We start from the raw sequence: 13,152 nt of genomic DNA on the forward strand, positions 1-13,152 counted from the left end.
TGCCTATCCGTGTAGTTCTTAGAGGCGGACACTTAGACGGAAAAGCTGCTTTCTTTGGTTACTTTCTTTGCAGCAGCAAAGAAAGTGACTGCTGCCGCGCATAGCGGCGAGCTAATAAACCTACACGAAAGCAAGTTCACAAGAAGTGCCCGAACATCAGACGGTGTAACCCACTCCAAAGCCGCCCGACGGCGCCGAACCACCGTGCTGATTTCTTCGCCGCTAGCCAAAGAAAGTGACTGCTGCCGCGCATAGCGGCGAGTTAATCGACCTACACGAAAGCAAGTTCACAAGACGCGCCCAAAAAACCCAACCAGAGGGCGCCAGCAAAACCCCACCTCCGCTCGCGAGAAAAGTTCAACCGGCGCGAAGCGGAAAAAGCCAAAAAACGAAGCCTAAGCGTTCACTTAGCCCCCGCGGTCCGCGTCAACCCACAGGCGCGATACGCCGCCCCTTGTACTGATAAGAAATTCCGCGATTTAGCCTTCGCGCGATCGACGCGAAACTCCGACCCGCCTTCCCCGCCAAGCGTCGAATATTTGGAAAACGTCATCTGTTCGACGTAATCGTCATACGGTAATGCCGCCGCAATATGGTCGATCGCGCACGAGCACTTATAGACATTGGCAAAGTCATGCCCGTTGTCGTCCATGCAACCCAGCACGTACTCAACGCGCCCCTGCGTCGGATAATCGTGCGCCGACACGTCCTGCCCGCCGTCGACGGCAAACGCCACCGGCGCCATCAAACCCATTCCCAAAACCAGCGCGAAACACGCGGCCACCGGCCCCGCGCGAAAACATGAAGTCATCCGGAATCTCTCGTCGATATCGTGGCGCTTGAGCGAAAACCGCGATGCGAGGCGGCGAAGCGGCCACGCCGCATCGCGGACAACACACGCGGCCTAGTTCGGCGCGAACGGATGCGCCGCGCTGCCCTTCTTCGCAATGACGTCCGCCGCGCTCGGCTCGCCCGCTACCGCTCGCTGGATCGCTTCGCGCGTGGCCTTGTAGTTGTATTCCTGAATCTTCTTGTCATCCTCGGCCTGCCAGTGGATGAACACGCCGACGCATACGAACAAATCGTCCGCCTCGTCCTGCGGGATCGTGCCGTCCTCGACGCTGTCCGCCACCGCGAGCGCTACCCCATGCTGAGCCGGGCCGAACATCTGCACGGCCTGCTTGGCGCCCTTGATCGTCACTTTGTTGAACATGACGGTATTCGGCTTGGTCAGCAGGTTCGGCGCGATCACCGCGAGCAGTGAGGTAAAGCCGTCCTTGTTGTTCGTCAGCGCGTGGCAGAACGCGGTTTCGGCCGCCGAACCTCGCGGTCCGATCAGCAAATCGATATGCGCGACTTCGTTGCCCTCGCCGATAAGCGACTCGCCTACCATGACGCGGTTGATCTTGGCCATGCTGTTCCTCCAGTGATGGATATGGATATTTGCCCTGCGCTCGACGCGGGGCGCACGGACGTCTGCCGCGCTTTGAGAATCTGGCGGACCACGGAAGTCCCTATCATGTTTCGTGCCAATTTCACCGCGCCGCGTCCGCGCACGCGAACCGCTCGGGCATCAGCACGGCCACCACGAACACCGCCGCGACGCTCAGGTCGGCGCTCGTGCCCGGATTCACGCCGTGCGCCTTTAATTCGGCATCCCATGTTTCGATCGCGGCGAGCGCGTCGGCGGGCGGCGCGCGCCGCCATTCGTCGTGAATCGTCGCTGCGTGGCGCGTGACACTTTGCGCCAGCGATACACCGTGTTTGCGCAGAATGTGTGAGTCCGGGAACGTTCGCAGGAAGGTGAGGAAGACGTCGAGCATCGCGGCCTCGGGCGGCTTGTCCGGCGACGCTTGCACGAGTCGTTCCGCCTCCGCGAAGATATCGGCGAAATCGCTCGCGTATTGACGCGCGATGCTGTCGCGATCGGCGGCGAGTTGCATCGCCGCGCGCAGATCGACGCTCGGTTCGTCGTGAACCGATTGCTCGGGTGCATCGCCGAGGCCGCCCGGATTGGCGAGCGCGATCGCGCGGTAGGCATCGCGCGTATCGTCGATGCCGAGCGCCGCGAGCACCTCGCTCAACGCTTCGTGCCAGCGCCCGGCGCTCACCGGCGCGGCGTCGTCGAGCCGATCCAGCGCGGCGGCGAGCGGCGCGACCAGCAGCAGGATGCCCAGATTGGTATTGCAGCCCGCGACCGCCTGCGTGCGCGTCACGGCGTCGAGAATGCGCGCGCCGACAGTTGCGTTCGGCGCGAACAGCGCGGGCGCCGCCGCCTCGGCGCTCGCGATGAACTGTGCCGCCGTCATGCCGTGTCCGGGACTTGTCACGCTGACGTTGCCGGGCTTGATGCTTTCGACGTCGAGACGGCATGCGCGGAGGAACGCCGTCCGCGCGCGCTGGCCGAGAGCGTCAGAAGGCCGCATGACGCGAGAGGCCAGCGTCCGCTGCGTGGACGCGCGCGAGAAGGTCGTCGGCGAGCGCGGCGGCGATATCCACTTGCGTGACCGATTGCAGGCCGCGCCACGCCGCCACGCCATTGACTTCGAGCACGAGCGGCTGCGCGCCTTCGCCAGGGATCAGATCGACGCCCGCATAGTCGAGACCGACCGCCCGCGTGGCGCGCACGGCGGTATCCGCGAGCAAGGCATCGAGGGGCGCGGGTTCGCAGCGCGCCCCTCGCGCCACGTTGTGAATCCAGCCACGACCGCCGATCCGGCGCATCGCCGCGACCGCCTGCCCGCCGATCACGAGCACGCGCCAGTCGAAGCCCGGCCGCGCCACGCCGACAAACCGCTGCAGGTACGCCACCTGCCCGACCGCGCGGAGCGACGGCAGCGGCCGTAACAAACTCGTCGAGCCGCCGCTCGCGCCAAGCCGCCGCAAGCCCTTGCCCTGCGAGCCGAACAGCGGTTTCATCACGACTTGCCTGCCCGCCGCCGCTTCGCGCATCAGCACGCGCTGCGCGAACGCGGCCGATTCGCAGGCCCACGCGGGCGGTGTCGGTACACCGTGGCGATGCAGCAGGAAGCTGGTCATCGACTTGTCCACGCTGCGTTCGATCGCGCGCGCGTCGTTATAGACGATCACGCCGCATTCGCGCAGCGCGTGCAGGATGCCGAGCCGCAGCGTCACCTGCTCGAAGCTGCCGCCCGCGATCCCGCGCACCAGCACGGCATCCGGCAGATCGCGACCAAAGCCGGGAATGGCGATGCCGTGCGGGCTCCAGGTGGTGTCGAAGCGGCAATCGGCGAGATCGACGCAGCGCGCCTCCACGCCGCGCTCCCGGAACGCTCGTTTCAAACGCGTGGTGTGCCAGCCGGTTTCGTCGGCCATGATCGCGACGCGCGGATTTCCGGCGAGTCCGTTCATGGCGCGGCGGCGTCGGGCGCGCCGTTCCAGAGACCGTGCAAGAGCGCGCGGTCGATCCGCCCGCCGTGATACGTCGCGCCGCTTTCCAGGCTGCTCACCCAGACCTCGGCGGGCGCGAAAAGCGCGGGGTCGATCTGGTAGAAGTCGAAATTGAACGATGTGAAGATTTCCGCGAACGGCCGGCCGTGGTCGCGCGACGTGGACGAGGGCAATTCCGCCGCGAGTCTCCTCGCGACGACATCCTGCTTCACCGTGAGGTGGACCCGGCCGCCGTAGAGAATGGCGTCGTTCGTGCGCCCCATTGCCTGAATCGCGTCCGGCGCAGGCGGCGGTAAGGGCGCGGAGCCGCTCGCCTCGACCACCTCCGAGAGCTCGACGCCGAGCACGTGCGTCTTGTGCAGCGCAACTTCCACGATGCGTGCAACGACCTGAACCGTTCCCGCGACAGATTGTGTCGGCGTGACGATGATCACCAGCCGGTCCGGCGAGAGCCCGCAATCGGCGAGCACTTTATCGATCACCACTTGCGGCGGCGGCCGGTCGACTTCCATCACGAGCACGCCGTGCGAATGGGTATCGCGATACGCGATTTCGTCGAATAACGATTCCTTGCCCGCGAGCGCGCGCGCCGGGCCCGAACCGAGCGAGAAGAACTTCTTGCCGCCGGTCTGCTCGCGCGTGGCGGAAAGGCTCCAGCCCGCGTACTGGCTGCCGAGACAGGCGAGCACGGGCCACGAGGTCTGCACGTCGATCGCGCTCGGCCAGAGCGGATCGGCGTCGAGCGCGCTTTGCCGCGCAACGTGTCCGAGACCGCCCATGCAGATCCGCGCGATCAAAATCCCCGCTTCGATGCCGCCGGGCGCGGTGAGGCCCGCATCGGCAATCACGGTGCCTGTTGCGGTGCGGGACACGCCGATGCGCAAGCGCGCGGCATTGTCGAGGAGTTGCGCGACCAGCGGTTCGGCCAGCGCGTTCACGCTCAAGGCGGGTCGTGCGAAATCAGTCGGATGAGATGAGGTCATCGGCGCTCTCGTGGCAGGTTTCGGTGCGATGCAGCAGGATCGCGCGGCGGCGGTCGAGCTCGGCTGCGAGCGTCTCGCGCGAACCCGTGACCATCAGCGTGCAGAGTGGTTCGCCCGCCGCGATTCGCGTGCCGGGCAGCGGAATGTCGTGGCATGCGGGATCGACGAACAGCGCGTCGCTCAACGCCCGCGAAACGCACAGCGCGTGGGTCGCGAACACGACGCGCTGCGCCGCGACGGCGAGCGCAGCGGCGGGCGGCGAGGGGTCGGGCAGACGCCCGTGCAGACAGGCGTCGAGATGGCAGGCGAGCAGTCCGTGCGGCCAGCGCTCCGGGCACGCAGTCTCATACAGGCTCATCGTCGATGAAGGACGTGCGTTGATTTCCAGCACGCGCACGGTGTCGCCGTCGAGCAGGAAATCAATGCTGTTCAGCCCGACCAACCCGGTTTTCGCGACGATCGCCGCGATGGCGTCTTGGATCTGTGCGGCGATGCGCGGCGGCAATTCGACCGGCCCCGCCGACCCTGTATGCAAATAAGGATACGGCGAGCTACCCAGCGTGAATTGCTCCGCGAACCCGACCACGCGACACTCGCCGCGCGCCGCGAGGAAAAGCGCCGACATGGAAAGGCCGCCCTCGCGACGCTGAAAATAGCGCCCCGGCGCGAGCGGCACGCCGTTCGCCGCCTGAATGTGCACGCCGCCGCAGCCGTCCGCATGCTTGCTCAGCCAGCCAGTGCGCTCCCTCACCGGAAGATCGAACGAAACCTGCGGATGACCGATCCCGAGCGCATCCAGCAACGCGAAGAAGCGCCGGGGATCGCGCACGGCGGCGGTGGCGTCGGCATCGTTGCCGATCAGCCGGGGCAAGCCCGGCGTGTCCCGCATGATTGTCGTCAGTGCTTCCAGCCCGCTGCCCGGAACCACGCCGAGCAAGCCCGGGAGCCGCGCCGCGCCGCCGAGTGCATCGATCATCTTCGCGCGGTCCACCGTCACGCCCGTGCCGCCGACGTCGAACCACAGCGCGGACAGATGCCGCGTATCGCGGTCGCCGAACGCGTCGAGCGCGACCGTGCTCAAGCCCGCGCGCGCCGCCGATTGCGCCAGAAAGCGCGCCGATAACCCGGCCAATGCCACATAGGGCGCGTGCTTCGCGGAGGTTCTTCGGTTCATCGCGGGGTCTCAGGACAGCCCGGCCGCAATCGCCCGCGCTTCCTCGAACGCTTCCGGATAACCCAGATAAACCGGCTTGCCGCCGCCGCGCATGCGCAAAAACAGCCGGTGCTCGACCTGATATTTGACCTGGCCGATCGCCAGGGCGCCGATCGCGATGGCGTCCGGCCGGGCCGCGCCCGCGAGCCGCTTGCCGTTATCCATCACATTGACCCCGGCGATGCCTTCCGGCGGCACCGCGTTCACATCGGCGGCGATCAGCAGATTGGCCGCGCTCGCGAGATCGGCGGGACCGACGACCTGAACGCCCGCCGCCGCCGTCGCGAACACGATGTCCGCCTGCGCGAGCGCGGCGCGCAGCGTCTCGGGCGTGCCGGTCGCAACGCCCTGACTCTCGATCCCGAAGCGCTGGTTGATTTCCGCGCTGACATGCTGGGCGCGCGACAGGTCCGAGTGGCTCGCGAGCGTGACCTCGGCGCCGAGCGACGCCGCCATCGCCGCCGACACGCGTCCAACCGCGCCCGTGCCGCCGAGGATCAGCACGCGCTTGCCTGCCAGATCGGTGCCGTGTTCGGCTTTCAGATGCCGCTCCACCAGCGCGACGAGCGCGCCGGCGGTCGTGTAGGAGCCGCTTGGATCGGCGAAGACGGCCACCTCGAATGGCGGCACCATCGCCTGACGCGCGCGTTCCAGCATGTCGGCGGCGAGCATCACGTCGCGCCCGCCGATAAAAATGCCCGTCCGCGACACGCCTTTCGGTCCGCGCGAGAAGATCGCGTCCTGCGTGAGCTGCACGACGCTTTCCAGTCCCACGTTGCAATACGGTACGAGAATCTGATAACCGGCATCGGCGGCCATGTTCACGTCGAACGGGCTCATTTGCGGCGCCGCGGTGAACATGTGCAGGATGTAAGGCCTTTCTGTGGCTTCTGGCATGGCAGTGGACTCATTGTGCGGACAGGAAGGCGGCCGCAGCCGCAGGCGAACAACGCGAACAACGAACAGGCACGCGTGACGCGTGGCACCTGTTGGATTTGAGATTCATGCGGTGCCGGCGCGGCATTGCTGGCGGTGCGGCTCGCCGTCCTCGGCGCGCAGCCACGCGCCGCGGTTGCGTCCGGCGGCGATCGAACACACCACGCCCGGCGCGTCGCTCAAGGCGTCGCGCGCGATTGCGAGTGCGCGCTCGGCGGTGCGGGCGTCCGGCAGGAACGCGAAGCCGGTCGGCCCCCAGGACGTCTGGCCGATGCCGGCCGGACACGCGTCGCGCACTGCGTTAAGCGCTTGCGCGACGGCGGGACTCGCGAACACGCCGCCTTGTACGGGCGCGAAATATTCGCCGATGGTCTGCTGAATTTCGCCGATCCCGTTCGCGAACGCGCTGAAGTCGGCCTGCGCGATGCCGGGCAGCGCGCGCATCAGCACCAGATGGCACAGATGGGCGGCGAGTGTCGCGGGAAACGGGGCGAGGGCGGCGAGGCCGCGACGTTCGTCGTCGCCGTGCAGGCCTTCGCGCGTGGTGTCGTCGATCAGCAGGATGCGCCAGGCGTCTGGAAAAGCGTGGCGCGACAAGAGCGGCGGCAACGTGGCGACGCCGCTGCGTCCCGGCGCGCGTCCCGGCCCGCCATCCACGATCAATCCGCCATGCTCGAAGCCCAGCACGCCGATTCCTGAACGCGCGCCACGGCCGAGCCGTTCCGCGATATCGGCGCTCGTCGCGACGTGTCCGGTGAGACGCATGACCGCCGCGCCGACCGCCAGCGCCATCTGGGTGCCCGAACCGAGGCCGGAATGACCGCGCGGGCAGTGTTCCACGTCGATCGTAATCGGGCCGCCGCCCAAGGCGGCCTGCAGCCGCTCTACATAGTGTTCGATCCGTATGCGCTGCGTCTCGCTCGACGCACCTTCGACACGTGTTTCGCTCGAGCGGCGGGCAGTAACGCGCGTGCCGTGATCTTCGATCACCAGCCCGATGCTACCGAACGGGCGGCCGAGTGTGCCTGATGGATCGAGGAAGCCGAGATGCAGGCGCGCGGGCGCTTCGACGGTCACGGCGTGTGCGACAGGCAGCGGCGCTGGGCGGTCGGTGTGCATCGGCATCGCGAGTGTCCTCGGGGCTGGCGTGGAGCGGACCGCGCACGGCTCAGGCCGGCCACGCGGGGGCCGGGGTTATCAAGCAAGAGCCGCACCAATGCAAGGGGCGGGTTCGGATTTGGCCCCGCGGGGGTGTTGGTGGTTTCGAAAGGTTTCGCGCGCGGTTTGAGTGGCTGGCCGGGCGGGGTGGGGTGGGCTGGGCTGGGTACACCGTCTGGTTGCCCTGCGCCTCCTGGAAACTTGCTTTCGTGTCGGTTTATTAGCACGCCGCTATGCGCGGCAGCAGTCACTTTCTTTGCTGCTGTGTACAGACCGGAGACATAGCTGACAGGTGTACGGAGACATGGTTGACACTTTCGGGTAATCGAACGCCCGAAATCCTCCCATGCCCTGGAACGTAAAAGACACCATGAGTCTCCGACAGGAATTCGTTCAACTCGCCACCCAACGGAGCGTGCCGTTCAGCGAGTTGTGCCGACGTTTCAACGTCAGCCGCCAGACCGGCTACAAGTGGCTTGCCCGCCACTCGACGCAAGGCCTTGAAGGTCTCGTCGATCGCTCGCGTCGTCCGCACGACAGTCCCGCGCGCTCATCCGATGAGATCGTCGCCGTCGTGCTCGACCTGCGCCGCGAGTACGGCTGGGGCGGACGCAAGATCGAGCGTCGTCTGCAAGATCTCGGCCACGCCAATGTGCCCGCACCCTCCACGATCACCGAGATCCTGCGCCGTCACGACCTGCTCCACGCGCCTGAGGACAGACCGCAGCGGCCCTGGCAGCGCTTCGAGCACGAGCATCCGAATGCGCTGTGGCAGATGGATTTCAAGGGCGATTTCCCGACCCTGGAGGGTGGCCGCTGTGCGCCGCTGACGGTGCTCGACGATCACTCGCGCTTTAACATCGTGCTCGCCGCCTGCGGCCGGACAACCACGGAAGTCGTGCAGACCGAGCTCGAGCGGGCGTTTCGCTGCTATGGGCTACCGTCACGCATCAATACCGATAACGGTGCGCCGTGGGGTTCCCCGAGCGCGCCGGGCCAGTTGACCGAGCTCGCGGTGTGGCTGATCAGACTGGGTATTCACGTGAGCTACAGCCGACCGTATCATCCTCAGACGAATGGCAAGGATGAGCGATTCCATCGGTCGCTGAAAGCTGAAGTGCTGGCGCGGCACGTGTTCACGACCCACGCCCACGTGCAGCAGGAGTTGGAACGCTGGCGACAGGTGTACAACACGCAACGCCCGCATGAGGCGCTGGACCTGGCGACGCCGGTGAGCCGCTACCAACCCAGCCCGCGAGCGATGCCCGAGCATCTGCCAGAACCGCAATACGGGCCTGCCGATGAAGTGCTGCGGGTCAATTCAAATGGCCTGGTGCGTTTCAGAGGCGAGGCGCTGCGTCTGTCGACTGCGCTCAAAGGGCTGTACGTGGCCGCACGTCCAAAGCACGACGAAGACGGCGTAATTGAGTTCTGGTTTGCCCATCAACGCATTGCAAAACTTGACCTGAAAGCAGCAAAACCCTGAACATCAGGTGTCAACGATGTCCTCGTACATGTGTCAACTATGTCTCCGGTCCGTACACTGCTGCAAAGAAAGTAACCAAAGAAAGCAGCTTATCCGTCTAAGTGTCCACCACGAACGGCTTCCGGGAGTGGTGCGCAAGCTGACTCGGCCATCGCACCACACCACAGAGTGGAACCACTCATCCATCCCCGCAGGCACAAAGTGCCTGCCGGTAAGGCATAACCGCAAAACCGAACCGAACCGAACCGAACCGAACCGAACCGAACCGAACCGAACCGAACCGAACCGAACCAACCGAACCAGCCGAACCAGCCGAACCAAGCGACCGCTGGTTGTGAGATCCGCCTGTCGTGCGAGCGCAGCGAGGATGGAACTGACGGGCGCTGTGCCAATCCGAACGAGTGCGCGACGACCGGGTCAGCTTGCGCGCCTATCCCGGTTGTTATGCGTGGTGGACACTTAGCCGGACAAGCTGCTTTCTTTGGTTACTTTCTTTGCAGCAGCAAAGAAAGTGACTGCTGCCGCGCATAGCGGCGTGCTAATGGACCTACATGAAAGCAAGGTCCCAGACACCGGAGGCAAACAGAAGCAAAGGGCGCCAGCAAACCAAACTCGAGCGCCAGCAAACTAACCCCGAGCGCCAGCAAACCAACCCCAAGCGCCAGCAAACCAACCCCGAGCGTCAGCAAACCAAACTCGAGCGCCAGCAAACTAACCCCGAGCGCCAGCAAACCAACCCCGAGCGCCAGCAAACACAACCCGCCCGACGTCCCTGTCAGCCCTTCCCCTAGTCGTACTTGATATAGCGAAACCGCTGATCCTCACTGGGTGTACCTTCCAGCGCCCCCCCGTCCTTCCCCGGCTGCCACTGGATCACTTCCTCGATCTTCCGCGCGAGCGTGAAGTCCTTATCGGTGATGCCCTTCGCCGAATGCGTCTTGAGCTTCACCACGACGAACGCATACGAAACGTTGAGGTCCGGGTGATGCCACGCGGCCTCCGCCAGATGCCCCACGGTCGCGACCACCATCAGCGTCCCCTTCCAGCTTTCAGTCCGATACTTGCGACGCAGCCAGCCATCTTCGAGATACCAGTGTTCCAGCGGACCCGTAAGACGTTGCTGGATTTCCTCGTCGGTATAGACCTGCTCGGCTTGTGTCATGACTCACCTCCGGAATGTGCGGCTTGACGGACGACGCGATAGACAAAGCATAGATGCGCAACGCGCCCAGTGTGCAGCAAACGCAACGCCTCACGAACCGTATCGCGGATTTGACACAGTATGTCTCGCCGCGCGCTCCACGCGGGCCGCGCGGCAACGGCTTCGGGCCGCCCGAATGGAGCCGGGCCGCGCTGTCACTGCGCATGCGGCCTACTTGGGGCAAATCGGGAATGGCTCCCGGCATGGAATATGCAAATCGCCTTTGCAGGCATGAGCCCGGCAACGTACCGGGTAAAGCCCTAGCTCGTTACCTGCCCCGTAAAGGCGCGATCGGTGCAAGACGGTAGCGTGGTCATCATGAGTTGGACGGTTTCACCCTCTGGAGGAGACATGAACGTACGCACCCTGGTTCTTGGACTGGCGGTGGCTGCGACGACTGCGCTGAGTTCTTATGTAGCGCAGGCCGATTCGCAGCTCGACACGCTGATCAAGAACCCATCGAACTGGGCAGCTCAAGCGGGCGATTATGCCAATCACCGCTATAGCACCCTCAAGCAAGTCAACGAAACCAACGTGGGCAAGCTGCAAGTTGCCTGGACCATGTCGACCGGTGTATTGCGCGGTCACGAAGGTTCACCGCTCGTCATCGGCGACACGATGTATATCCACTCGCCGTTCCCCAACAAGGTCATCGCGATCAGTCTGAAGGACCAGACGTTCCTGTGGCAGTACGAGCCGAAGCAGGATGCGCAAGTCATTTCCGTGATGTGCTGCGATACGGTCAATCGCGGGCTCGCTTACGGCGACGGCAAGATCTTCCTCCAACAGGCCGACACCAAACTCGTCGCGCTCGACGCAAAGACCGGCGAAGTGGTCTGGAGCGCGCAGAACGGCAATCCGAAGGCAGGCGAAACCAACACCAACGCGCCGCACGTTTTCGGCGACAAGGTGCTCACCGGCATCTCGGGCGGCGAATTCGGCGTGCGCGGCCGGCTGATCGCGTATGACATCAAGACCGGCAAGGAAGCGTGGAAGGCCTACAGCACCGGTCCTGACAATGAAATGCTGATGGACCCGGACAAGACCATGACCTGGGCCGACGGCAAGATGGGCCCGATCGGCGCGGATTCATCGCTGAAAAGCTGGAAGGGCGATCAGTGGAAATCCGGCGGTGGGACAACCTGGGGCTGGTACGCGTGGGACCCCAAGCTCAACCTTGTCTACTACGGTACCGGCAACCCCGGCACCTGGAATCCGACTCAACGGCCCGGCGACAACAAGTGGTCGATGTCGATCTTCGCGCGCGACCTGAACACCGGCAAAGCGAAGTGGGTCTACCAGATGACCCCGCACGACGAGTGGGATTATGACGGCGTCAACGAGATGATCCTCGTCGACCTGCCGATGGGCGGCAAGAAGATTCCGGCCATCGTCCACTTCGACCGCAACGGCTTCGGCTACACGCTCAATCGCGAGACGGGCCAGTTGCTCGTCGCCGACAAGTACGACCCGGCGGTGAACTGGGCCGACAGCGTGGATGTGAAGAGCGGCCTGCCGATTCGCAATGCAAGCTACTCCACGCAGAAAGCCGGTCCGGACCACAACGTGAAGGGCATCTGTCCTGCCGCGCTCGGTTCGAAAGACCAGCAGCCCGCCGCCTTCGATCCCAAGACGAATCTCTTCCTCGTGCCGACCAATCACGTCTGCATGGACTACGAGCCGTTCGAGGTCGAATACGTGTCCGGACAGCCTTACGTCGGCGCCACGCTCTCGATGTTCCCGGGCCCGAACGAAAACGGCGCCATGGGCAACTTCATTGCATGGGATGCGGCCAAGGGCAAGATCGCGTGGTCGAAGACGGAGAAGTTCTCGGTGTGGTCGGGCGCGCTCGCCACCGCTGGCGGCATCGCGTTCTACGGCACGCTGGAAGGCTATATCAAGGCCGTCCGTATCAGCGATGGCAAGGAACTGTGGAAGTTCAAGACGCCTTCGGGAATCATCGGCAACGTGTTCACGTATGAGTTCCAGGGCAAGCAGTACGTCGGCGTGTATTCGGGCATCGGCGGCTGGGCGGGTATCGGCATGGCAGCCGGCCTCGCCAAGTCGACGGAAGGCCTGGGCGCTGTCGGCGGCTATCGCGAACTGGCGAAGTACACCGCGCTCGGCGGCACGCTGTTCGTCTTCGCGATTCCGGGCGGCAACGGCTGAGTTTCAAGTGGTGTTTTCGTGAACGGCGCGTCTTTGACCTGACGCCCGTTCACGGTCTGGCAGAAACGATGTGAGGCATCGTGCGGCGCGACCTGGGAGGGACGCGCCGCATAAGAAGCCCGCCCATGAACAGATGGAGACAAACGCATGAAAGGCCGCATTTTCCTGGGGTTCGCGCTCGCTTCGGCGATCGGATGGCTCGCATTGCCCGCGACTTACGCACAAACGCCTGCGCCGGCCCCTGTGGGGCAGATGAAGCCGGTCAACTATAAGGTCGTGGACGGCAACAAGGTCGATACCGCGACGCTGCAAGGCTGGAAGACATGGCGGGCGCTCGCATGCGAACGCTGTCACGGCGCGAAGCAAGAAGGGATGGTCGGACCGTCGCTGATCGACGCGCTCAAGACCATCGACAAGACCGAATTTCACCGCACCGTGTTCGGCGGGCGTATCGATAAAGGCATGCCCGATTTCAGTTCGAGCACAATGATGCAGAAGAACTGGGAAGACCTGTACGCGTATCTGAAAGGGCGTTCGGATGGCAAGATCAACCCCGGCGACCTGCAGGCAATCGATGCGAAATAATCATGGCTCG

13 protein-coding genes are annotated in these 13,152 nt (G+C 64.6%); 3 read left to right on the forward strand and 10 right to left on the reverse strand.

The features are described from left to right. Positions 1 to 403: 403 nt before the first annotated feature. The 8 genes from AC3D25_RS22935 to AC3D25_RS22970 form a co-directional block, all read right to left on the reverse strand. Entirely contained in the window at positions 404 to 811 is a 408-nt protein-coding gene (locus AC3D25_RS22935) for a hypothetical protein (protein ID WP_488890767.1), read from the reverse strand. Positions 812 to 904: 93 nt separating this feature from the next. Then, positions 905 to 1,414, reverse strand: coding sequence for a formaldehyde-activating enzyme (gene fae / locus AC3D25_RS22940; protein WP_488890768.1), 510 nt, complete (start codon positions 1,412 to 1,414; stop codon positions 905 to 907). Between the two features lie 121 nt (positions 1,415 to 1,535). After that, entirely contained in the window at positions 1,536 to 2,426 is an 891-nt protein-coding gene (locus AC3D25_RS22945; RefSeq protein WP_488890769.1) for a triphosphoribosyl-dephospho-CoA synthase, read from the reverse strand. Continuing rightward, entirely contained in the window at positions 2,413 to 3,372 is a 960-nt protein-coding gene (locus tag AC3D25_RS22950) for an ATP-grasp domain-containing protein (RefSeq protein WP_488890770.1), read from the reverse strand. The genes AC3D25_RS22945 and AC3D25_RS22950 overlap by 14 nt, the downstream gene beginning before the upstream one ends. After that, positions 3,369 to 4,394: a methenyltetrahydromethanopterin cyclohydrolase gene (gene mch / locus AC3D25_RS22955; RefSeq protein WP_488890771.1), complete on the reverse strand. Its 1,026-nt coding sequence runs from the start codon at positions 4,392 to 4,394 to the stop codon at positions 3,369 to 3,371. The genes AC3D25_RS22950 and mch overlap by 4 nt, the downstream gene beginning before the upstream one ends. Continuing rightward, on the reverse strand, positions 4,372 to 5,568 hold the full coding sequence (locus AC3D25_RS22960; protein ID WP_488890772.1) for an ATP-grasp domain-containing protein: 1,197 nt from the start codon (positions 5,566 to 5,568) through the stop codon (positions 4,372 to 4,374). Before AC3D25_RS22960 ends, mch begins: the two co-directional genes overlap by 23 nt. Before the next feature lie 9 nt (positions 5,569 to 5,577). Continuing rightward, entirely contained in the window at positions 5,578 to 6,504 is a 927-nt protein-coding gene (locus tag AC3D25_RS22965) for an NAD(P)-dependent methylenetetrahydromethanopterin dehydrogenase (RefSeq protein WP_488890773.1), read from the reverse strand. A 105-nt stretch (positions 6,505 to 6,609) separates the two neighbouring features. Further along, a complete protein-coding gene (locus AC3D25_RS22970) occupies positions 6,610 to 7,668 on the reverse strand; it encodes a beta-ribofuranosylaminobenzene 5'-phosphate synthase family protein (protein WP_488890774.1) in 1,059 nt (352 codons plus the stop codon). A 379-nt stretch (positions 7,669 to 8,047) separates the two neighbouring features. On the opposite strand from AC3D25_RS22970, the gene AC3D25_RS22975 reads away from it, so the two are divergent. Next, entirely contained in the window at positions 8,048 to 9,187 is a 1,140-nt protein-coding gene (locus AC3D25_RS22975) for an IS481 family transposase (RefSeq protein WP_488888469.1), read from the forward strand. Positions 9,188 to 9,672: 485 nt separating this feature from the next. Here the strand turns inward: AC3D25_RS22975 and AC3D25_RS22980 are convergent, their stop codons facing one another. Further along, complete coding sequence (locus tag AC3D25_RS22980) at positions 9,673 to 9,939, reverse strand: hypothetical protein (RefSeq protein WP_488890775.1); 267 nt, start codon at positions 9,937 to 9,939, stop codon at positions 9,673 to 9,675. 35 nt (positions 9,940 to 9,974) lie between these two features. Continuing rightward, the gene (locus AC3D25_RS22985; protein ID WP_488890776.1) at positions 9,975 to 10,349 is read right to left on the reverse strand and encodes a 4a-hydroxytetrahydrobiopterin dehydratase; all 375 of its coding nucleotides are present in this window, start codon (positions 10,347 to 10,349) and stop codon (positions 9,975 to 9,977) included. Between the two features lie 390 nt (positions 10,350 to 10,739). Between AC3D25_RS22985 and AC3D25_RS22990 the strand changes: the two genes are divergently transcribed. Next, positions 10,740 to 12,557 (forward strand): methanol/ethanol family PQQ-dependent dehydrogenase, encoded by a 1,818-nt coding sequence (locus AC3D25_RS22990; RefSeq protein WP_488890777.1) that lies wholly within the window; start codon positions 10,740 to 10,742, stop codon positions 12,555 to 12,557. A 147-nt stretch (positions 12,558 to 12,704) separates the two neighbouring features. Next, positions 12,705 to 13,142 carry a c-type cytochrome gene (locus AC3D25_RS22995; protein WP_488890778.1) on the forward strand — a complete coding sequence of 146 codons (438 nt, stop codon included), beginning with the start codon at positions 12,705 to 12,707 and terminating at the stop codon, positions 13,140 to 13,142. The last annotated feature ends 10 nt before the right edge of the window (positions 13,143 to 13,152 follow it).

Source organism: Caballeronia sp. SL1002, assembly GCF_057814995.1.